Source organism: Pseudomonas sp. Z1-29 (genome assembly GCF_051131995.1).
In the GTDB taxonomy this organism is placed as follows: domain Bacteria; phylum Pseudomonadota; class Gammaproteobacteria; order Pseudomonadales; family Pseudomonadaceae; genus Aquipseudomonas.
In genome coordinates this window covers 5,688,573-5,707,174 of record NZ_CP071645.1, presented here as the reverse complement: position 1 = coordinate 5,707,174, position 18,602 = coordinate 5,688,573, and the positions used below count along the sequence as shown (strand labels likewise).

The 18,602-nt window shown below is 54.2% G+C and carries 19 protein-coding genes, 2 tRNA genes and 1 pseudogene; 6 read left to right on the top strand and 16 right to left on the bottom strand.

Annotation, left to right across the window (positions count from 1 at the left end):
• The first annotated feature begins 64 nt into the window (after positions 1 to 64).
• From J3P84_RS25945 to J3P84_RS25930, 4 genes are all read left to right on the top strand, one after another.
• Complete coding sequence (locus J3P84_RS25945; RefSeq protein ID WP_434626537.1) at positions 65 to 706, top strand: BRCT domain-containing protein; 642 nt, start codon at positions 65 to 67, stop codon at positions 704 to 706.
• A 630-nt stretch (positions 707 to 1,336) separates the two neighbouring features.
• Positions 1,337 to 1,921 carry a hypothetical protein gene (locus tag J3P84_RS25940; RefSeq protein ID WP_434626536.1) on the top strand — a complete coding sequence of 195 codons (585 nt, stop codon included), beginning with the start codon at positions 1,337 to 1,339 and terminating at the stop codon, positions 1,919 to 1,921.
• Between the two features lie 319 nt (positions 1,922 to 2,240).
• Positions 2,241 to 2,627 (top strand): TIR domain-containing protein, encoded by a 387-nt coding sequence (locus tag J3P84_RS25935; RefSeq protein WP_434626535.1) that lies wholly within the window; start codon positions 2,241 to 2,243, stop codon positions 2,625 to 2,627.
• Positions 2,627 to 3,613 (top strand): caspase family protein, encoded by a 987-nt coding sequence (locus J3P84_RS25930; protein WP_434626533.1) that lies wholly within the window; start codon positions 2,627 to 2,629, stop codon positions 3,611 to 3,613. The genes J3P84_RS25935 and J3P84_RS25930 overlap by 1 nt, the downstream gene beginning before the upstream one ends.
• A gap of 73 nt (positions 3,614 to 3,686) precedes the next feature.
• Here the strand turns inward: J3P84_RS25930 and J3P84_RS25925 are convergent, their stop codons facing one another.
• Entirely contained in the window at positions 3,687 to 3,950 is a 264-nt protein-coding gene (locus J3P84_RS25925; RefSeq protein ID WP_434626531.1) for a hypothetical protein, read from the bottom strand.
• A 565-nt stretch (positions 3,951 to 4,515) separates the two neighbouring features.
• On the opposite strand from J3P84_RS25925, the gene J3P84_RS25920 reads away from it, so the two are divergent.
• Complete coding sequence (locus tag J3P84_RS25920) at positions 4,516 to 5,514, top strand: hypothetical protein (protein ID WP_434626530.1); 999 nt, start codon at positions 4,516 to 4,518, stop codon at positions 5,512 to 5,514.
• 812 nt (positions 5,515 to 6,326) lie between these two features.
• On the opposite strand, the gene J3P84_RS25915 is transcribed toward J3P84_RS25920, so the two are convergent.
• The 8 genes and pseudogenes from J3P84_RS25915 to J3P84_RS25880 all read right to left on the bottom strand — a co-directional run bounded on the left by J3P84_RS25915 (position 6,327) and on the right by J3P84_RS25880 (position 12,336).
• Positions 6,327 to 7,142, bottom strand: coding sequence for a hypothetical protein (locus tag J3P84_RS25915; RefSeq protein ID WP_434626529.1), 816 nt, complete (start codon positions 7,140 to 7,142; stop codon positions 6,327 to 6,329).
• 96 nt (positions 7,143 to 7,238) lie between these two features.
• A tRNA-Thr gene (locus J3P84_RS25910) sits at positions 7,239 to 7,314 on the bottom strand.
• A gap of 360 nt (positions 7,315 to 7,674) precedes the next feature.
• Positions 7,675 to 8,930, bottom strand: a pseudogene (locus J3P84_RS25905) (methyltransferase).
• Positions 8,911 to 9,600 carry an ABC transporter permease gene (locus J3P84_RS25900; protein ID WP_434626527.1) on the bottom strand — a complete coding sequence of 230 codons (690 nt, stop codon included), beginning with the start codon at positions 9,598 to 9,600 and terminating at the stop codon, positions 8,911 to 8,913. Before J3P84_RS25900 ends, J3P84_RS25905 begins: the two are co-directional and overlap by 20 nt.
• Positions 9,597 to 10,292 carry an ABC transporter permease gene (locus tag J3P84_RS25895; protein WP_434626526.1) on the bottom strand — a complete coding sequence of 232 codons (696 nt, stop codon included), beginning with the start codon at positions 10,290 to 10,292 and terminating at the stop codon, positions 9,597 to 9,599. Before J3P84_RS25895 ends, J3P84_RS25900 begins: the two co-directional genes overlap by 4 nt.
• Positions 10,293 to 10,369: 77 nt before the next feature.
• A complete protein-coding gene (locus J3P84_RS25890; RefSeq protein ID WP_434626525.1) occupies positions 10,370 to 11,122 on the bottom strand; it encodes an ABC transporter substrate-binding protein in 753 nt (250 codons plus the stop codon).
• Positions 11,123 to 11,135: 13 nt separating this feature from the next.
• Positions 11,136 to 11,909: an ABC transporter ATP-binding protein gene (locus J3P84_RS25885; protein WP_434570273.1), complete on the bottom strand. Its 774-nt coding sequence runs from the start codon at positions 11,907 to 11,909 to the stop codon at positions 11,136 to 11,138.
• A 259-nt stretch (positions 11,910 to 12,168) separates the two neighbouring features.
• Positions 12,169 to 12,336 (bottom strand): hypothetical protein, encoded by a 168-nt coding sequence (locus tag J3P84_RS25880; protein WP_434626524.1) that lies wholly within the window; start codon positions 12,334 to 12,336, stop codon positions 12,169 to 12,171.
• 133 nt (positions 12,337 to 12,469) lie between these two features.
• Between J3P84_RS25880 and J3P84_RS25875 the strand changes: the two genes are divergently transcribed.
• On the top strand, positions 12,470 to 12,919 hold the full coding sequence (locus tag J3P84_RS25875; protein WP_434626523.1) for a carboxypeptidase regulatory-like domain-containing protein: 450 nt from the start codon (positions 12,470 to 12,472) through the stop codon (positions 12,917 to 12,919).
• Positions 12,920 to 12,928: 9 nt separating this feature from the next.
• Here J3P84_RS25875 and J3P84_RS25870 read toward each other — a convergent pair whose 3' ends face one another.
• The 7 genes from J3P84_RS25870 to J3P84_RS25840 form a co-directional block, all read right to left on the bottom strand.
• Positions 12,929 to 13,375 carry a hypothetical protein gene (locus tag J3P84_RS25870; RefSeq protein ID WP_434626522.1) on the bottom strand — a complete coding sequence of 149 codons (447 nt, stop codon included), beginning with the start codon at positions 13,373 to 13,375 and terminating at the stop codon, positions 12,929 to 12,931.
• A gap of 40 nt (positions 13,376 to 13,415) precedes the next feature.
• Positions 13,416 to 15,650, bottom strand: a complete 2,235-nt coding sequence (locus tag J3P84_RS25865) for an ATP-binding protein (protein ID WP_434626521.1) — start codon at positions 15,648 to 15,650, stop codon at positions 13,416 to 13,418.
• On the bottom strand, positions 15,647 to 16,252 hold the full coding sequence (locus J3P84_RS25860) for a biliverdin-producing heme oxygenase (protein ID WP_434626520.1): 606 nt from the start codon (positions 16,250 to 16,252) through the stop codon (positions 15,647 to 15,649). Before J3P84_RS25860 ends, J3P84_RS25865 begins: the two co-directional genes overlap by 4 nt.
• Positions 16,253 to 16,303: 51 nt before the next feature.
• Positions 16,304 to 17,401 (bottom strand): PDDEXK nuclease domain-containing protein, encoded by a 1,098-nt coding sequence (locus tag J3P84_RS25855; RefSeq protein WP_434626519.1) that lies wholly within the window; start codon positions 17,399 to 17,401, stop codon positions 16,304 to 16,306.
• A 199-nt stretch (positions 17,402 to 17,600) separates the two neighbouring features.
• Entirely contained in the window at positions 17,601 to 18,008 is a 408-nt protein-coding gene (locus tag J3P84_RS25850; RefSeq protein ID WP_434626517.1) for a hypothetical protein, read from the bottom strand.
• Positions 18,009 to 18,069: 61 nt separating this feature from the next.
• On the bottom strand, positions 18,070 to 18,399 hold the full coding sequence (locus J3P84_RS25845) for a DHCW motif cupin fold protein (protein ID WP_434570261.1): 330 nt from the start codon (positions 18,397 to 18,399) through the stop codon (positions 18,070 to 18,072).
• A gap of 119 nt (positions 18,400 to 18,518) precedes the next feature.
• A tRNA-Phe gene (locus J3P84_RS25840) sits at positions 18,519 to 18,594 on the bottom strand.
• Positions 18,595 to 18,602: the final 8 nt, after the last annotated feature.

The window sequence follows — 18,602 nt, the reverse complement described above, 5'->3', positions numbered from 1 at the left end:
TAGCGTTTACTCAGTCAGCACTGTTCCAGCGTCAAGCTAATCCCGACCCAAAGGAACCCCTGTAATGGACCTACACAGCGAATTCGAAAAGAGCAAATACTTCCACCATGCCCGTATCGACCGGCGCGCGGCCGATGCCTTGATAGGGTTGGCCGCAGGGATCACGGCGGACGGTGACGTGAACACCACGGAAGCGATTTTCTTGAAGCAATGGTTAGAAAACAACCTCGCGCATCTCAATGATCCAGTAATCAATCTGCTTTATTCACGTTTGGCGTCCATGCTTCAAGACGATGCGCTGGACCCGGACGAGTCTCTTGAGCTGCTTAACATCCTGCGTGGTTTTTCTGGAGCGAGTATTGAGCCTTCGCAGGTTGGCAGAGCTGTTGCGGTTGCCCCTACGGACCTGCCGTTCAATTCACCTGCCCCTGATTTGCTGTGGGATGGCCGAATGTTTGTCTTTACAGGCGTTATGGCCTTCGGGCCGCGCAAGGATTGTCAGGCGTTGGTCGAGGAGCGGGGTGGTTTGATAGGGGGTGGCGTGAGCAAGAAAGTGCATTATCTGGTCGTCGGTAGCGTGGGTAATGAACAATGGCGCCACAGTACCTACGGAACGAAAATCATGAAGGCAGTGGAGCTGCGGGAGGCGGGTGCTTCGATTGCTATTGTGGGTGAGGATCACTGGCAGAGAATGCTGTTTGGTTGAGATGGCTTCGTTGGTGTCGTTCCAACGCAGGCAGCCGTGTCTTGACCGACACATTGTCGGTAGGACTAACGACCTCATCGCGAACAGGCTCGCTCCTACGGGTTTTCAGGGTGTAGGTGGCAAGTGAACATCCCAGAAACAACAAAGCCCTCGCATTTCTGCGGGGGCTTCGTTTTGTATGGTGCGGCACCAGGAGTCGAACTTTCGCATAACCATTTGTTTTTTATCGATATTGAATACTTCCACTTTTATCTCTACCCCTAAAAATTACCCCAGCGGCATCCGAGTGATAACAGGAGCTTCGGTGTATTCCTCTTCTTTGAAAGCGGGGAGCCCCGAGCGTCTAAAATCTCGCTGCAGCGTCGCGGACGTTACCGAGCCCTCGCACAAACGCCGCTTGAGAGAAAAAGCCTCTGAGAGTTGCTGACTTCAGCTGATGCCCACTTGGTTCCCCGGAGTGATCGACAGCCGATCTAGACTCAGTGCTTACAGACCACTCTGCTGAAAGCAGCAGCGGTAACTCCGCCCCTGCACAATCCGCAAAAATTGGCCCGATCCGCAAAAACCCCTAGCAATGCATGGCCTTTTGATACTACTATCAAGCTTCGCCTAAATGATAGTTGTAAGAAAATGAAGTCTGACGACGAAGAGTACAAACTCTACGAAAAAATTTATCTTGCAGAAGCCGAGCGAAAAGAAAAATTGCTGGCACGTCTAAACTTGCCATTGGCTATGATAGTAGCGCTGTTGAGTTACCTTTCATATCTACTTTCGAAAGCTCCGAGCGTCGATAGCAAAGAAGGGGTTTTCTTCTGGGTCACATACCTGATGGCTGGAGTCTATCTTTTAGTTGCGATGGCTCATTTCTCTAAAGCTTGGCGAGTTCGAAAAGATGATTTAGTTATCCCAACCGCTGAAGACCTTGAATATCACCGAAAAATCTTGATTAAATATTATGATGGAGATATTTCAAATGCCAACGGCCAATTTATGCAAATCATGATGGAATATTACATCATGGGCGCAACAACAAACGCAAAAAACAATGATGGCCGCAGCACTCAACTAGACCAATTTTCGAAATACGTCATTTACTCTGTAATAGCTTCAGTTATCGCTTTCATCCCGGTGTACTCAGCAACTCATAACGAGGAGATTTGTGATGTCCGATCAAAAGCCGCCACCGCCACCGCCACCTCCGATGCGCAATGTTAGAGGTGATGTTCCATTACCACGTCGCGAGCCGCCGCCACCTCCACCAACCAAAAAAGATTAAGTAAAAATCCGATCGGTGATATGTCCATGACTAAATCAGTCCAGCAGTTTGGATGTACCCGATCTCTAAAAAATGACCTTTTACGCAAAATGGTCGACGGGCAAATTTTTGCGAAATATAGAAAAATAAAATCCCAGGATTTTTCAATAGTATTTAAGGACGAAAAAACAAGCCAGCTATGCTAGCTAAAAATCCGGAAGCACAAATGACACAACTATAAACCGTAGTTGTCAAATGCCAATACATGGAGTTACTGTAATGAAAAAGCGCGTATTCATTTCTTTCGATTATGACAACGATGTAACCCTGAAAACTTTTTTGGTGGGGCAGGCAAAACTTGACGACAGCCCATTCGATTTAGCAGATTGGTCTATCAAAGAGCACATTGATGACAACTGGAAGGCCAAAGCCAGAACGAGGATTAAAGCCGTTGATGTAGTGTGCGTAATTTGTGGCAATAACACTGACACGGCTGTTGGAGTAAGCGCCGAAGTGAAAATCGCCCAGGAAGAAGGGATACCGTATTTCCTTCTCAATGGCTATTCTGATACGACATGCATAAAACCTAAAGCTGCGCTATCCAGCGATAAGTTGTATAAGTGGACGTGGTCTAACCTTAAGGCACTTATCGGCGGAGACCGATAATGAAAAAAGCCTTAGTCATCGGTATAGATGATTACCCAACAGCACCATTAAAGGGCTGTGTCAATGACGCAGTTGCGATTGCTGAATTACTAGAAAATGACGGGGGCGGCGATCCCAATTTTTCTGTTATCAAATTAGTCAGTAACGAACAACAAGTCACAAGCGAGCTACTGATAAATTCCATCTCTGAGCTTTTTAGTGGAGAGGCTGATACAGCGCTCTTATATTTCGCCGGGCACGGAATAATTGTTCCAGAAACCAACGCTGGGTACATTGTAAGTAGTGATGGGCGACGTGGCGCATGGGGCACCTCACTTTCAGAAATACTCGCACTGGCAAATAGATCTCACCCCAAGATTAAGTCCTGCGTGATAATTCTTGATTGTTGTCATTCGGGTTACGCAGGAGAAGTGGCGGGAGTAGACGGAAATGCATCTGTAATTGGCACTGGAGTAACTATATTAACTGCGAGCCATCGTGAAGGTGGTGCGATGGAGGAAGATGGCCGAGGAATATTCACTGATATATTACTTGACGGTCTTAGAGGTGGGTGCTCAGACATTCTTGGAAATATCACCCCAGCCGCAATTTATTCCCATGTTGATCAGACGCTCGGACCATGGGAGCAGCGCCCAATGTACAAAGCGAATGTACAGCACTTTGTCGCCTTGAGAAAAGTAGATCCAAAGGTACCAAAAGAAGTATTGCGGAGACTTGTAAAATATTTCCCAAACAAAACTGATATTTTTGCATTAGACCCATCCTTTGAGCCTGACAGAGAAAATATTCCAGACGAGTTCAAACATCTACCTGTAAGCGAAGAGAATGTGAAAATATTCAAAGAGCTCCAACAGTGCAATCGCTACGGCCTTGTGATCCCAGTAGATGCGGACCATATGTTTTATGCCGCAATAAATTCGAAAGGATGCAAGCTTACTGGACTAGGAGCCCACTACAGAAAACTAGCAGAGATGAAAAGAATATAACCCTTATCGCTACTTTCTAACCCTTGGGGAGCGTTTCTCATAAATCTCCAAGCCAAATTTCACGTAAAAATCATCAATCCAAACCAATATTATTTATAATAAATTCCAAATACTTCCTCACTTGTTCCCTATCGCTATCCTTTTCCGCCTCAGTAAGATTAAGGTAAGGTGTTTTTATCTGTTGCTCCCATTTCACTACAAGCTCGCTAGGAACTGTCAGCGAGCCGTCGTCATTTCGCGAACACTTAGAATGAAGGTATTTTTGCCAGTGTGCCCAGCGCTCGTGCTCAATTGCGGCAAGCGGCTCCAATAATTTAAGCAGATGCGACGCTGACATGTCATTTCACCATATTAATTCAGTCAACGTTTATTCTAGCAGCTATTGAAAAATCTGCGAACCCTGCTCGGATATACACAAGCATCAACGTTCGCAAGAATCAAAATTAAGGCTTTATTTTGGAAATAGCTCATATGTTTCTTCCAGTTCGCTACAGTATGTCGACCGTAAATATCCAGATTTATATGTGTTTAATTTTCGAGCGTACATTGAATGAGCATGTCTTTCCCAATCGAATTTTGATCAACCGTGCAGTCAGGAAATAGTAATACCGAGTCGCCTCACTCCGCTCAGCTAGGCGGTGTTCAAGAAACCAAACCACATGCTCTCTCTGCCAGCTCCAAGCGATTCTCGGTATAGGCGATCGTCTGTTCCTAGTCAAAACCATCTTAGATCAGTGATTGCGCCGCTAGAAAAGCCTTGCGCTGAACGTCAGCCAAAAGGGACGTCCGATCTACAAATTCATGCGTCCCTTTTTTTAGCTTTTTTCAATCAAAAATGGCGTTATAGTGGGTTAAGAGATATTGGTTGCGCGTCCGGTGGGACGTCGACATAAGGAGAAGTTATGGAAAACTCAACAAGAAATCAACATTTTATCTCTCAGTCCGAGCAACGAAGTAATTGCATAGACGAGAGCAGACCAAAGGATAAGCAGCGAATCTACAAATTTGAAATTGCAGATCGAGAAAATAGCGTTGTTCGCCTGACCAATGCTGGGGGCGTCAAGATCAAGAAGAATCTCTCTTTTGATGATCTTTTCAGTTTTGATGTAAAAAACTCATCCCTAAGAAAAAATCTAGAAGATTTCTTTCATAAATTTGAAGCTGATCTTGCTCCAGCCGCTGACCTTCTCGTTTCCGAGTCAAAGGCCAATTCTGGAGGCGACGTGTTGAAGGGCGCCGCTGAAAAAGTGTTCAAAGCAAAGTTTATGGGGTGGATAAGAAACCCATATTCTATTGCTCGAACAATTGATATGTATAAGGGGGTGGCGGGATTGTATCCAACCAGCCCTATTTTGCTAGCCGACTTCTGTGACATTCGCACGGGAGTCAAGCCCCACCTGGCTGCTGTTTGCACAGAGTTCGGGGTGACGAGTGATCAGTACTTCCAGTGGCTGGAGATTCTTTTTCTGGCGTTAATGATCCCGCCTGGCAGCACAAAAAGTATTTTGGAAGCTACCGTCGAGAAGATTGTTGAGTCAAAGGGTCGAATGGGCCATGTAATAGTGGCAACTTTTGACGACGTTACGGGCTGCCGAGTCGCTATACCGGACACAGGCTATCTTCAAGGAACTGAGGATCCCAATCACAATATGTTTCTTTTTAATTTGAGTCGGAGTGCGTTTGCTGCATTCAATGTCGTGGACTTGTCAAAACAGACCCTTGTAGAGGTCCCATCGCGGATGAGGGGCCAAGTAGCATCATTCAATATGAAATTCTCGGCACAGCATCATCATAATGATATGAAGCTACTTGAGAGATTTAATGCGCTTGCCGCGTATCAAGCCCATTCTCATATTTTTTGTGCCGATCCTCAGGTCTTCGGAATTACCACTATTCAATGAGGAAACAGGGGTCAAAACGAGGATGTAGTGCAAACAAATCTGTAGCCCGAGCGGCCCGTGGGGCTATGCAGGTGATCGGTAATTTCACAGTTGCAAATTTTGTAAGAGAAATGCAGCGCGGTTGCACTGGTGCGCTTTAGGCCAACGCAGATGGTGCAGAGCAGAGAACCCCGGTTTTGCTGGGTGCGAATAAGTAAAACGTATGTTTGCGGGCGTTTTTCTATTTTCGATCAGTCTATTTCGGACGGCACAGAGCAACTTTTAACTGGCGCAGACCGTTCTGCCACAACCCCGGCCAGCCGAGCGCTGTAGCCCGTCCGGGTGGGTGGCTGAGCTTTCACAACTGCGCTCGATTACGACCTGGTAAGCATGCCAGAACGGATACCCGAATATGATGCTGGGAAGTCCCCGAATCTGTTTTTTGAGCTATCAGATCGCCATCCCCAGTTGAGGGCTAGGAAAAAGGTAATTTTGGAAATTTGGTTGCGAGAGGGGCTGTAAGCCTTGTGTAACGCGGCTTCGAACGATTACCAAAGAAAGTGATTTGGGGTACTGAAAAAGTAATTCTTTGACAAGCTATTGATTTTAAAGGATTTAACAAGGTTTGGACCTGGCTCGGATAAAAGGTAATCTGATTACTAAAAAATTACCCTTTTATACCTTTATGAGATTAGTCTTACTTATTGACTTAAAAGGTTTTGTCTTTCCAATTGACAGCGAGCTACCAAATTATCTTTCCCCCATGGGCCAAGAAAATCGTAGGAAATGGTAGTAAGGGTCGGTGATTGTCTCTCGACGACTTCACAAGCTGGCTACTCAAGAGCTTCCAGGTGGAGACTCCTCGGGTACCGACGTCGGGATATGAAAGCATTAAGAGCCCACATGCCAACGAAACCCGCCAGCGCTCCTGCCACCGCAGAGGACCCAGAGGATAAACGCGCCGGAATATCAGAAATAGAAAGTTGACTGTCGTACATCGCAGTCAAGAAACCTGCGCAGGCAACACCGACCATGGCAATCGAAAAAGTTGCCTTTGAAATGCTGTCTTTTTTGATCTTTTTCTGAGGCTTTGGCCGGGTGAATTGACCGAGGTTGGTAAAGCCTTTAGGTAAACCCCGCAGCGTTCCGCTTATGCGCGGCTTCCGATCAGTGCTTGTATGAAGAATCTCCACCACCACGCCATCGTTGGCATCCAGAAAATCGAACTTCAGCAGTGCCTCATTAGCCGCTGTGCTTTTGCCATAAGCAATCTGAATGTCGGTCACCGGACGACTTGTTTTCAGCAACGAAACCGACAGGATTTCTCCGTCAGATCCGACCTGCAAACGCAGCGGATCTTTCAGGACAATATCCGCGCCATTGATGGTGTTCTCGCCGTTGTTCCAAATAATAACTAGGGTTTTCGTCAGGCGAGGAATGGCGATTCCGTCGTATAGGACGTCTATCAGGGGAGGCAGTGTGTCTGCAGCGCTGCCCAGGAGATGCTCGCCTAGATGAACGTAGGCCATCTTGGTACGTCTTCGGGACCGGAGGTACAAAACATAGCCGAATATAAGCCCGCCAATGCCGAGCAGCCCGCCAATCCAGCCCAGCCCCAAAACGCGCAACGCCTCATCAATCCATGGCACAGACGAATCCTCGAGCTGAACGCGGCCTTATTACGTCAGTTGTTACGTCTAACGCAAAAACAAAAGGCCTGCATCGCTGCAAGCCTTCGTTTTGTATGGTGCCGGCACCAGGAGTCGAACCCGGGACCTACTGATTACAAGTCAGTTGCTCTACCAACTGAGCTATACCGGCGTGTGGGCGACGATTATAGCGATTGGGCCGGTTCTGTAAACCCCTGAATTCTGACTATTTTTACGCAGGCCGTGGCTCGGCGGTGCGGCGGAGCTTGCGTGCGGGCATCAATCGACGCACGGCCAGCGAAAATGCTGCCCTGACGGCGTTAAAACCAACCGTTATGTCGGTTTGTTTTGGCGCTTATGCACAATGGGAAGGAAGCGCCGAACGGAATCTTTCCTTTTTGTGACACTTTTCTCGTTTGCCCGCAAATCCCTGTTTTCATGGTTTTTTATCCATATGAACAAAAAATGAACAGCTTGGAGGCGCTCAGAAAATCACGACCTACTTGGATCCACGCTTATTTCATCAACAGAGTTATCCACAGGCTGTGGGGCAAGGACGACGCTCTGCCAAGAGCAACAGATTTCTTGGCGTAAGAGGTGCTTCGCAGAAGATGCCAAGGCGCACGTCATAGCCCTTTTGGCTGAGGAAAAGTGCCCGGTCCAGTACCAGCCAAAGCTCCAACGGCCGTCGGAAAAGGCCTCGCACCAGTTCCAGGTTGCGCACCTCGGCCAGGCGTTGATAACCCGCAGCTTCCAATTGTTCCCAATTGGGGGAATCGACTATGGATAAATTCTTCAGGGCCGCCAGGTCGGTGCAGTAGTGGGAGAACGGTTTTTCCAGCCAGGCGCCGGGTAATGACGGTGTGGGCAGGTAGTCGTCGCTGCGGCGGATTTGCCTTTGCAGCAGGTCGAAGGCCAGGCGTCGGGCCATGGATTTGTCCCGTTGCCGTCGGACGCGCGCGCGCCGGCGGTGACGGTTTCGCTCAGTGGCAGGCCGAGGTCGTCCAGCGACAGTTGCAGGCGGGATTGGCTGGCCGCATCGGACAGTGGTTGATACTGCGCCGTGCTGATGCGGTTGTAGCAGCACGGTGCGATAGCCATTTGTGCGCAGCCGGCGGCACTCGCCAGGTGCATGAGCCGCACATGCAGGTCGCCGCAGGCGTGGAGGGCTACCGGCGTGTGTTCCGGTCGGATCGCTTGGGCGGCGTCCGTCGCCATTACATCTTGCTGCAAGTGAAGGGCGGGCAGGTTGTGGTGCTGGCTCAGTTGCTGGCCTGCGGCGACCAGCTGGGGGTTGTATTCCAAGCAGGTCAGGTGCTGGCCGTCGTGCAGTAACCGTCGGCCCAGGTGGCCTTTGCCGGCGCACCAGTCGAGCCAGTGGGTCGGTTTGGTGGTGAAGTTCAGGCGGCTGGCGAAGGCTTCGATCTGCTGCCATTTGCGCCCGGGTACGTCGACGTTGAGGCGCTGAGTTGACGCTTCCAGCAGGCTGGCGGGCAGCTCGGCGACCGTGCTCAAAGCGCGGGCGATAGCGGCCAGTTCCGGGAACGGCGCGGGCGCGTCTTCAATCAACCACGGCTGATGATGGTCGTTTTCCGCCGCTTGCAGCGAACGCTGGCGTAGCCATTGGGCCAGTTCGGGGTGGGACGTTTCCCAAGGTAGCTGCAGATGAGTGAAAGGGCGGGGCTTCCATAGCGCCTGGTGCTCTGTGAGAAAAGCATCCAGGGCCATGAAACGGGCGAGCAACGCTTCGCCCGTCAACACCTCGCTCTCAGCGCCCTTGGCAGGCATCGACGCGCAACCAGCGTTCCAGTTGCTTGAAGCCTTGTACCAGGACGAAGGACATCAGCAGGTAGAACATGCCGGCCGCGAAGAAGATCTCTACCGGCAGGTAGGTCCGGGCGATGATCGTACGGGCCATGCCGGTGAGTTCCAGCAGGGTCACGGTGCTCGCGAGGGCACTGGCCTTGAGCATCAGGATCACTTCGTTGCTGTAGGCCGGCAGGCCGATGCGCGCGGCGCGGGGCAGCATGATGTACAGCAGCGCCTTGGGGCGAGACATGCCCAGGGCCCGCGCGGCTTCAATTTCGCCACGGGGAATGGCCTGGATCGCGCCGCGCAGGATCTCGGCGATGTAGGCGGCGGTGTGCAGGGTCATGGTTGCGGTGGCGCACCAGAACGGGTCCCGCAGATAAGGCCACAAGGCGCTGCTGCGCACGGCGTCGAACTGCGCCAGGCCGTAATACACCAGGAACAGCTGAACCAGCAGCGGAGTGCCGCGGAAAAAGAAGATGTAGGCGTAGGGCAGCACCCGCACGTACCACAGGCGCGATGAACGGGCGATGCCCAGCGGAATCGCCAGCAACAGGCCGGCGATCACGGCGATGGCCACCAGCTCCAGGGTCAGCGTCGCGCCCTGGGCCAGTTTCGGCAGCCACTTGATGATGACTTCCCAGTTCATTGCGTGCTCCTGGCGAAACCACGGGCCGCGCGTCGTTCAAGCAGGTGCATGCCGATCATGGCGAGTACTGTCAGCCCCAGGTACATGAGCGCGGCGACCATATAGAAGGTGAACGGCTGTTTGGAAATGGTTACGCCGATTTGCGCGTGTCGCATGATTTCTTCCAGGCCGATCACCGAGACCAGCGCGGTGTCCTTCATCAGGATCATGAACAGGTTGCCCAGGCCGGGCAGGGCGATGCGCCACATTTGCGGCATGATCAATCGGGTAAAGATCCGCCATTTCGACAGGCCCAAAGCGACGCCGGCTTCACGGTGACCCTTGGGGATCGCCAGGATTGCGCCGCGAAACACTTCAGTAGCGTAGGCGCCAAAGCACAGGCCGAGTGCGATGACGCCGGCGGCGAAGGCATTGAGGGCAAGGTCGGGATTGCCGAAGTGCTCACCCAAGGCGCGCATCAGGTTAACGGTGCCGAAATAGATCAACAGCACCCAGAGCAATTCCGGGATGCCGCGAACCAGCGTTGAATAAGTGCCACCAAGCCATTGCAACGGCCTGTATGACGAGGTCTTGGCCAAGGCACCGAGCAGGCCGAGTACCAACCCCAGGCATAAGGCAGAAAGGGCCAACTGGACGGTCATCAGCGCGCCGGCAGCTAGCGCCGGGCCGAATCCGTAGAGGTCAATCATCATGGGTATGTGTTCATATCGCGGCAGGCTTTGCTAAGGACCGGCGCCGTACACAGCGGCGCCGGCCAGGCACGTCAGGATCAATAGATGCTGAACGGGAAGTACTTGTCGTTGATCTTTTTATAGGTGCCGTCGGCAACGATCTCTTTTAATGCGGCGTTCAGCTTGTTGCGCAATTCATTGTCACCCTTGCGCACGGCGATGGCGATTTTGTCGCCGTCTACCACCGCGTCACCTTTGAATTCGTAAGCCCGGCCAGCGTCGGTTTTCAGCCAGTCGTAGTTCGCGTATTTGTCTGCCAGGATCCCGTCGAGACGACCGGAGGTGAGATCCAGATAGGCGTTTTCCTGGGTGTCATACAGTTTCAGTTCGACACCTTCCATGTTGTCTTCCATCCAGGTGCCGGCGAGCGTGGAGCGCTGTGTCCCGATGACCTTACCCTGAAGAGACTCTTTATCGATTTTGAAATCGACATTTTTCGGCGCGATGAATTGCAGTTTGTTGGTGTAGTACGGGTCGGTGAAATCCACCGCTTGCTTGCGCTCTTCATTGATCGAAAGCGAAGAGATCAGGAAATCGAACTTCTTCGCCATCAAGGCCGGAATGATCCCGTCCCAGTCGGAAGTGACCACTTCGCACTCGACTTTCATCTTGGCGCACAGGGCGTCGCCGATGTCTTTGTCGAAACCCACGACCTGGCCGCTGGCGTCCTTGTTATTGAACGGAGGGTAGGCTGCTTCGATGCCCATTTTCAGTTTGCCGTCCGCCATGGCGTTGGCCGAAAGGACCAGGCTGGCCGCAGCGGCCAAGAGAATTTTCCTGTAGGTCTGCATAGGTACTGCTCCGTTAGCGGTTGCTGGACATGAATTGTTTGCAGCGCGCCGAAAGCGGGCTTTCGAAAACCTGCTGTGGCGTTCCTTGTTCTTCGACCAGGCCCTGATGAAGAAATACCACTTCGCTGGAAACCTGGCGGGCAAAGCCCATTTCGTGGGTAACCAGCAGCATGGTGCGGCCTTCCTCGGCCAGGGCGCGGATCACACTAAGTACTTCCTGGACCATTTCCGGGTCAAGGGCAGAGGTGGGTTCGTCGAACAGAATCACCTTGGGCTGCATCGCCAGCGTGCGGGCAATGGCGGCGCGTTGCTGCTGGCCGCCGGACAGTTCGGCCGGGTAAGCGTGGCGCTTGTCGGCGATACCGACCTTGGCCAGCAAGGCTTCGGCGATATCGACGGCTTCGGCCTTGCTCTGGCCGAGCACCCGGCGCGGAGCCTCGATGATGTTGTCGAGTACGCTCATGTGTGGCCAGAGGTTGAAGTTCTGGAAGACAAAACCGATCTCGCTGCGTATGCGGTTGATCTGTTTGCCGTCGGCGGCTACCAGTTCGCCGTTTTTCGCCGCCTTGAGCTTGAGCTCTTCGCCAGCCACTAGGATCTGGCCCTGGTTGGGGTTCTCCAGCAGGTTGATACAACGCAGGAACGTGGACTTGCCGGATCCGGAAGAGCCGAGGATCGAGATCACGTCGCCGTCGCGAGCGGTCAGCGAGACGCCCTTGAGCACCTCCAGCTGGCCGTAGCGTTTGTGCAGGTTGCGGATTTCAAGCGCGGGCGTGGCCTGGGCCATGTGCGTTCCTCATGATATGTGCTCCCTTGCTGTCGGCAGCCTTCCTGGCGAGGCGGCCAAGCTAGCATGCGTCCGGATGGCCGCCAACAGCGCTACGCGCGGTAAACCGGCGACTTGCGGCGGCTTGTCGCATCGGCGCAGCAGACTGTCGCGCCGTCAACAACCGAACGGCTGTTTGAACCTGCCTGTCAGCGAATTGCCTGGGGAGTCGCGTAAAAAAAGGCGCGATGGTGCCAGCTTTGGGCGGGGGTGGGAAGGGTTAACCGGATGAGCGTTCGTGTTGTACCTGTTTATTGTTCGCAGGAAAATTTGTTTGTTTATCTTTGGCGGCTTTGGGTTGCTCGCGTTCTGCCATGAAGTCTGCAGTTGCGGCAGCAGTATCGAACCATCTGTCCCAGCCTTGCTGATGTTTAACGCTATTTGTCATGGCAATGTTCCTGGCTGCCTCTATTCCGAACCGCAGTATGAGCAAATTCCAATCGATCTAAACATATATGAAGGATCAGTAGTCACACTCGAAAGTACAATAGAGTCTTTTCCAGAGATCGGGAGGTTCCATCATGAGATCCCTACAATGTTCTTTGTTGCCTTTCGTTACCATCGCCATTCTGCTATTCCCTCTCGCCCTCAACGCCACCAACCTCGCGCCCATCGACAACACAGGCGTCCAGATCCAACCCATGCAGCAGAACGGCATTACTTATCTGTCCGGCGGCATCGGCGAAGACGAAGCCCGGGCCATCGGGCAGGCCCAGGGTTACAACCTGCACATGACTTTTGCGATCGGCCCGGAGAACAAATACGTTCCGGATGTGGACGTGACTGTGCAGAACTCATCAGGACAAACATTACTGACGCTCAGCGATGCGGGCCCGCTGGTATATGTGCAATTGCCGCCGGGCAAGTACAGCGTGGTGGCGACGCGCAACGGGGAGGAGCGCCGCGACACCGCCGATGTGGGCAGCGGAGCCGCGCGCAAGCTGGTATTCCACTGGAACAGCAGCGAGTAGCCACCCCGCTTATTCGCCGACGGGCTCTTCCATAGACTGGCGATAACGGTCCAGCGCCTCGCTGAAGTCCTTGATGAACTCCGGCGTGCTGAGCCAGCGCTGGGCCGCCTCGCGGTCCATGTCATCGACCCACATGCGGTAGTCCACCAGCATGTCGGCAGCCAGGTTGGTAGCGGCCATGCTCTCGTTTTCGGCGTTCTTCAGATCCAACAGGCCTGGGCGCTCGATGATCATTTCGCTGACGTTGGCCAGCAATGTGTCGAGCATTTCGCTGCGGCTGACGGCCTCGGCGTCGCGCAGCTTGACGAACAACTCCTGTACGTAAACCGGTGGCTGGGCGGTTGCATGGGCCGGATCGCCATACATCGGGATGGATTTTCGCCCGGTCATGCGGATCTGCTTGGCTTTGTCTTTGGCACGCTTGGCGCGTTTCTGCTGTTTGTTCAGTGAGGCCATTGGGCTTCGGTTTCCAATTCGTTAGGGGGCGGTGCCCGGCTCAGTCGATTTTCGGCACGGTAAAGCGAAATTCGCTGCCCTGGCCTGGCTGGCTTTCGGCGTGCAGTTTACCGCCATGAGCCTGGACAATCCCCTTGGATATATACAACCCAAGTCCGGTGCCATTCGGGTTGCCTTCCTTGGTGGTCCAGTAGCGGTCAAAAACATGCGGCAGCTGTTCAGGGGCGATGCCTTCGCCGGTATCGCGGACGCTGAAGACGATCTCATCGCCCACCGACATCGCGCTGATGCCCACGGTCCCTTGCTGCGGCGTGAATTTGATGGCATTGCCGATCAGGTTGGACAGCACCTGGAACAGCCGCTCGGGATCTGCGTTGATCTTGAGGTTGGGCTCGGCATGGAAAGAAATATCGATTGCCTTGGCGGAGGCCAGCGGTGTCAGTAGCGAACATGCGTCTTCGAAGATCTGGCTGACGTCCATCGGCTGAGGGTTGATAGTGTAGCGCCCGGCGTCGATGCGCGAGGTGTCGAGCAGGTCTTCCAGCAGTGCATTCATGCGACTGGCGGCTTGTTGCATGGTGTCGATCGCCGAGGCAATTCGCTTCGAGCTGTGTGAGCCGTCGGAGCTGAAGGCCTTTTGCATCATGCCGCAGAGCATGGAAATGACCGTCATCGGGTTGCGCAAATCATGGGACACGACTGCCACCAGTTCATCGCGTGCTTGCACCGCCTGGCGCTCCTTGCGCACCTGTCGGGCCAGATCATTTTCCAGGGCCGAGCGGCGCAGGTCGTTGGCGGCGAACAAGTCGCCATGGCTCCACTTGGCGCTGATACCGTCCATCTCGACTTTCCAGATTTCAAACGAGGTGCGCGGCCGCAGGCGTAATCCGGTCTCGCTGTCTTCCAGGTCGAGGGGTTTTTGCGGGTCGCCGCTCCAATTGATGGTTTGCTTCACTTCGGGACGGAACCACAGCACGCCGTTTTCCACAGGCTTGGGCAGATGAATCGCCAGCACCCCGCTCGCTACATCCTGAAAAGCCCTGGCCGGGGCGAAAACGCTGCCCAGGTTATGGTGAGAGAAAACCGGCTGACCTGTTGCCAATATCCACTTGTGCAATTCGCGGATTTGCTCCGGTTCGGGGCACTGACCGTGGCGATGCAGTTTGTTGTCCTCGAAGATCGCAACGCCGCTGGCCCCGGTGAGGTCCATCAGACGTTGTGGCTCGCGGCACAGGCCATCGAAGACGTTTTCGCTGGATTCGGCCATGGCGGTGGCAAGCGCCTGTAGGTCCTCCAGCTTGGCGTCCCGTTGCCGAGTCAGCTCAAGGGTTTCCATGGCGCTGATCTGCAGTGACAGGATCTGGCCGATGGTCTGGCAGGCCATGCGCATTTCATGGGGCACGAGCAGAGGCTGGCGATTGCCGCAGCTGATCAAGCCCCACAGCTGTTCGCCTTTCATCAACGAGATGCTCATCGACGACAGCACGCCCATGTTCTTCATGTATTGACGGTGGATCGGCGAGACGCTGCGCAGCGTGGAAAAACTCAGATCCAGCGGCGCCTGGGTATCGGGACGCAGCTCGGGCACCAGGGGTATCGGCATATAGTCGGCGTTGGGGATGATGCGCAACCAGTTGGTGCGATACAGCTCACGGGCCTGTTCGGGAATATCCGAGGCTGGAAAAAACAGTCCCTTGTAAAGCTCCATCGATGGCGCGCTGGCTTCGGCGATGACCTGCCCGTGGCCTTCTTCCTCAAAGCGATAGATCAGCACGCGGTCGTAGCCGGTCATGGCTTGGATTTCCCGCACGCTGATTTCGTACAGCGTCTGAAGGTCTTTTGCGCTTTGCAGGCGCTGGAGCATGCGGCCCAGGTTGGCCTCGCCGCTGACGCCTTCGGGGCGATAGTCGCTCAGGTGTTGTTCCAGCTCGATGATCAGGGCGCCCTGATGGCGATGCACCAAGGCGTCAAAACGCTGCTGGTTCACGACGATGGCTACGGGCGCGTTGTCGTTTCCCGGGGCCGCGTGACAGGCAATGAGGATGGCTTGCGCCTGCTCCAGTCCCACCAGTGCATCAAGCGTCTGGTCCAGCAATTTGTGGGGATCCTGTCCCATCAATTGCAAGACGTTGGCGCTGACCTGACGGATTACGAAGTCGGGCTCGGACAGCATCAGCAACACGCCATGAGGCTGGATGGCGCCGGGGAAGCGAATCGGTTCGTCTGCGCAATTAGCCAGCAGTTCTTCGAAGGCTTCCTGGTTTTCCGGGGTCATAGCAGTACCTTTTGGCTGTCCAGCCAGTGTTCAAAATGAGTAAACGTCGATCTGGCGGCGCGTGTGACTTCGAGCGTCTGGGGTTCGCCAAGGTTCCTGTCGTCCAGGTATTGGAGGAAATCCTTCCAGCGGCGACCGGTGAGTTCACCATACACCTTGAGAAAGGCAGCGCCGCTGGAGGCATCCAGGCCAAGCTGCTCCGCCACCCTGCGTCGCAGAATCTGTCCGCCGAGGGTCGCCCCCTCCAATACGTAGGAAACCCCGAGGGCGGCCGCGCGGGAGTCGATCTGCGGCAGTTGCTGGCAAACGGGCAACGCTTCGATAGCGGCTGCACCCATGCCCAGCGCCGTGAGATCGGCCCGCAATACCGGAAGCTTGATGCGCAGGGATTGGTCCAGCCCGGACGGAATCAATGCCAATACCTGAAGCCGTTGTTCCAATGGCTGGTAAAAACCGTAATAGGCCGCCATCAGGCGCCGGTACAGGTCCAGGTTGAGCCGTTCCGAAAAAAACGGCAGGCGTTTTTCCAAGGCGACATGCAACTCGGCGGTTTCAGTCCGCAATGCCTGGATCAAAGAGGGGTGGGTTGCGGCCGGTGACATGCAGAACGAAGCTCGTTGGCTGGAGCGTTGCTGAAAAAAAACGCATCAATATTACATGGGTTTTTTGGGTATGCGTTTCGATAACGGCTTCATTTCTTCAGGTCGCTGCGTCTGGGGGGGGGACTCCTCAAGTCGCGCCCGTTCGCAATCCAGCGCCTTGCGCAGTTCTTCTTCGGTGGGGAGCACCAGTTGATACTGGCTGGCGAACAGCTGTTCATGGCCTTGCAACACGGAATAACGCACCACCGACTCGTCTTTTTGTGCACAAAGAATGATGCCGACGGTGGGTTTATCATCAGGGCCGCGCCTGAGCTCATCGTAGAGTCGCACATACATATCCATCTGGCCGATGTCCTGGTGGCTCAGCTCGCCTCGCTTGAGATCGACGATCACAAAGCATTTGAGCAGATAGTTGTAGAAAACCAGGTCGAGGTAGAAATCCTTGCTTTCGGTGCTGATGCGCTGCTGGCGGGCGATGAAGGCGAAGCCTTTACCCAGTTCGAGCAGGAAGCCCTGCAGTTGGTTGATCAGGGCTTGTTCGAGATCGGTTTCCAGCAGCATGCCTGTGTTTGGCATTCCAAGAAACTCAAGGACTACCGGATCCCTGACAATGTCCCTGGGCCCGAAAGCAAGTTGCTCAAGATGAGTTGCTGCTTCCTGCTCTACCGCAGGTCGATCGCGGCTTGCCAGGAGGCGTTCGTAATAGAACGTGCCGATCTGGCGCTCCAAGGCGCGGGTGGACCAGTTCTGGGTGGCGGCTTCGTTCATGTACCAACTGCGTGCATTCTTTTTTTCGACACGCAGCAGCGTTCGATAGTGAGTCCAGCTCAATTCGTGACGCAGTGCGTCACAGATTGGGAATGCCTGATAAAAAAGTCGCATGTAACGCAGGTTTGAGGCATCAAACCCTTTCCCGAACCGCGCCGTCAGCACCTTCGCCAACGAGGCTAGCAACCTTGCGCCATAAGCCGCGCGTTCGGCGCCTCCTTGCTCGAACTCGATGATGTGCCGGCCGATCTGCCAGCAGGTCTGTACCTGGAGAGTGTCAACGGCACGCAACACTTTCTGGCGTGCCTGGCGAATCAGCTCGCCTAGTTCGTTGATCAAGGGCGCGAGCTGTGGATCGTCTTGGGGCAGTATCGGCTTCATCGAAGTGTCCAGCCATTGGAAGGGGCGGACCAGAAGAATGCTCCCATGAAAGCTTCGATGATGTCAGACGGAGCTGATTGCTTTGGAGGAAAAATAGCTGATTGATGCAGGACGGGTATGACGCCGCCCATGCTGGTGGAGCTTGGTCTGTAGGAGCCGTCCCATCAGCGTATCATCCACCGCCAGCCGCAGACTGAAGTCAGCCTTGGCCTTGCGTCAGCGCCTGGGACGCGGCGACATAATCAGCCTGGAACTGCTTGCTTTCCACCCAATCCAGAGCAGTCTGCTCATCGACGCCCGTGGTCAGGCGACGGTATTCAATCAAGGCGGTGATGATGAAGTCGGTCGCTTCTTCTTCACCTTCCTGTTCCAGCACGAGCGCCAGCAGTGGATGGCCCAGGAACGCTTCGCACATGGCTTTCTGACTGACCTTCTCGGCGAGGCTCATGATGCGGAACAGGTCAGACAGGTCCACGGTTTCCAGGTCGATGCGCTCGTCGTTCGGGTCCAGGAAGTCGTTCGGCGCAGCGGCACGCTGAATGCGATTCTTCTTGGCTTTCTCCTTGGCGCGCTGGCTGCGTTTTTGCTGTTTGTTCGCCGATGGCATGGTCGGATTCCTTATGGATAAGGCCATCTATCCTACAGCTTCGACGCGAACGCTTCGAATCTCAATCCACCACGAACAGCGTCGCCCCGGATGGAGTGGAGGAGCGATGAGGCTCGGCCTGGTCGGCCACCTGGTAGCTCATGCCGGGCTTGAGCAGGAATTGCCGGCCGTCTTCGAGCTCGGTGTTCAGCTCGCCTTTGAGACAGAGCAGGATATGGCCCTTGGTGCACCAATGGTCGGCCAGGTAGCCGGCCGTATATTCCACCATCCGTACTCGAACGCTGCCGAAATGCTGCGTGCGCCAGTAAGCGGTTCCGGTAATGCCTTTGTGTTCGGTGGGTTCGATGGTGGACCAGTCGGTGGTGCCGAAGGGGATGCCGGTGATATCCATGTCGACTCGCATGCAGGAGGAGGGTAGCGGACGAATGTAGCTGAGTCGACAGGATGCAGGAAGGAAATCCCGGACAATAAAAAACCCCGATCAATTTCTTGATCGGGGTTTTCGGTATTTGGTGCCCAGAGACGGAATCGAACCGCCGACACGGGGATTTTCAATCCCCTGCTCTACCGACTGAGCTATCTGGGCAACGGGGC

Excerpts from the sequence above, each read along its gene's own strand:
- J3P84_RS25855 (WP_434626519.1), bottom strand. The coding sequence starts at position 17,401 with ATGAAGCCGATACTGCCCCAAGACGATCCACAGCTCGCGCCCTTGATC.
- J3P84_RS25865 (WP_434626521.1), bottom strand. The coding sequence starts at position 15,650 with ATGACCCCGGAAAACCAGGAAGCCTTCGAAGAACTGCTGGCTAATTGC.
- J3P84_RS25930 (WP_434626533.1), top strand. The coding sequence starts at position 2,627 with ATGAAAAAAGCCTTAGTCATCGGTATAGATGATTACCCAACAGCACCA.
- J3P84_RS25900 (WP_434626527.1), bottom strand. The coding sequence starts at position 9,600 with ATGAACTGGGAAGTCATCATCAAGTGGCTGCCGAAACTGGCCCAGGGC.
- J3P84_RS25860 (WP_434626520.1), bottom strand. The coding sequence starts at position 16,252 with ATGTCACCGGCCGCAACCCACCCCTCTTTGATCCAGGCATTGCGGACT.
- J3P84_RS25870 (WP_434626522.1), bottom strand. The coding sequence starts at position 13,375 with ATGGCCTCACTGAACAAACAGCAGAAACGCGCCAAGCGTGCCAAAGAC.
- J3P84_RS25935 (WP_434626535.1), top strand. The coding sequence starts at position 2,241 with ATGAAAAAGCGCGTATTCATTTCTTTCGATTATGACAACGATGTAACC.
- J3P84_RS25920 (WP_434626530.1), top strand. The coding sequence starts at position 4,516 with ATGGAAAACTCAACAAGAAATCAACATTTTATCTCTCAGTCCGAGCAA.
- J3P84_RS25890 (WP_434626525.1), bottom strand. The coding sequence starts at position 11,122 with ATGCAGACCTACAGGAAAATTCTCTTGGCCGCTGCGGCCAGCCTGGTC.
- J3P84_RS25895 (WP_434626526.1), bottom strand. The coding sequence starts at position 10,292 with ATGATGATTGACCTCTACGGATTCGGCCCGGCGCTAGCTGCCGGCGCG.
- J3P84_RS25875 (WP_434626523.1), top strand. The coding sequence starts at position 12,470 with ATGAGATCCCTACAATGTTCTTTGTTGCCTTTCGTTACCATCGCCATT.
- J3P84_RS25940 (WP_434626536.1), top strand. The coding sequence starts at position 1,337 with ATGAAGTCTGACGACGAAGAGTACAAACTCTACGAAAAAATTTATCTT.
- J3P84_RS25925 (WP_434626531.1), bottom strand. The coding sequence starts at position 3,950 with ATGTCAGCGTCGCATCTGCTTAAATTATTGGAGCCGCTTGCCGCAATT.
- J3P84_RS25845 (WP_434570261.1), bottom strand. The coding sequence starts at position 18,399 with ATGGATATCACCGGCATCCCCTTCGGCACCACCGACTGGTCCACCATC.
- J3P84_RS25880 (WP_434626524.1), bottom strand. The coding sequence starts at position 12,336 with ATGACAAATAGCGTTAAACATCAGCAAGGCTGGGACAGATGGTTCGAT.
- J3P84_RS25945 (WP_434626537.1), top strand. The coding sequence starts at position 65 with ATGGACCTACACAGCGAATTCGAAAAGAGCAAATACTTCCACCATGCC.
- J3P84_RS25850 (WP_434626517.1), bottom strand. The coding sequence starts at position 18,008 with ATGCCATCGGCGAACAAACAGCAAAAACGCAGCCAGCGCGCCAAGGAG.
- J3P84_RS25885 (WP_434570273.1), bottom strand. The coding sequence starts at position 11,909 with ATGGCCCAGGCCACGCCCGCGCTTGAAATCCGCAACCTGCACAAACGC.